Origin of the sequence: Thermoactinomyces daqus (assembly GCF_000763315.1) — a bacterium.
GTDB classification, from domain to species: domain Bacteria; phylum Bacillota; class Bacilli; order Thermoactinomycetales; family Thermoactinomycetaceae; genus Thermoactinomyces_A; species Thermoactinomyces_A daqus.
In genome coordinates, this window is the sequence record NZ_JPST01000064.1 from 1 (window position 1) to 872 (window position 872).

An 872-nucleotide genomic window follows, 5' to 3' on the forward strand; every position below is an offset into this window, starting at 1 on the left:
TCCAGAGATGGTCAACATAGAAGACCTGGTCCCACAAGATCATTTACTTAGAAAAATCAACGAAACGATTGATTTTTCGTTTATTGCCGAAAAATGCAGGCCGCTTTATTGTGAAGACAATGGCAGACCCTGCATAGATCCTATCATGCTGTTCAAAATGCTGCTCATTGGCTATCTGTACGGAATCCGATCGGAAAGGCGGCTCATTGAAGAAATCCGTGTGAATATCGCTTACCGTTGGTTCGTCGGACTTTCCCTGACTGATCCAGTACCCCATCACTCCACCTTTAGCCAAAATCGCCGCCGGCGATTTCAACAGTCCACCATCTACCAAGAAATCTTTGATGAAATCGTACTTCAGGCAATTGGCCACGGGTTTGTTGATGGGAAGCAATTATTCACAGACTCTACGTTTTTAAAGGCGAATGCAAGCAAAAGCAAGTTCAAGAAACAGAAAGTCACTGTAACACCTAAGGACTATATGGATGAGTTAGAAAAAGCCATCGACGAAGATCGGATTCAACACGATAAAAAACCGTTTAAAAAAAAACGAATCCAACTGAAAGAAAAAGAAATCCGGGTGAGCACCACAGATCCTGACAGTGGTTATATGGTCCGGGATGGGAAACCCGAAGGGTTCTTCTACCTGGACCACCGAACCGTTGACGGAAAGTACAATTTTGTCACGGATGTTTATGTGACTCCTGGAAATGTTCATGATTCGATCCCCTATCTCAAGCGATTGGATCGTCAGATCAACCGTTTCGGATTCCGTGTCGAGGAAGTTGCCTTGGATGCCGGTTATCTCACCATGCCCATTTGTCAAGGACTTAAGGAAAGGGAAATTTTTTCCGTAATTGCTCACCGGAGAT

General features: G+C 44.3%; 1 protein-coding gene. It reads left to right on the forward strand.

All coding sequences use genetic code 11. From position 1 onward, the window contains the following. Nucleotides 1-7: 7 nt before the first annotated feature. The coding region (locus tag JG50_RS0117230; RefSeq protein WP_235281737.1) for an IS1182 family transposase at nt 8-872 on the forward strand (865 nt) is incomplete at its 3' end.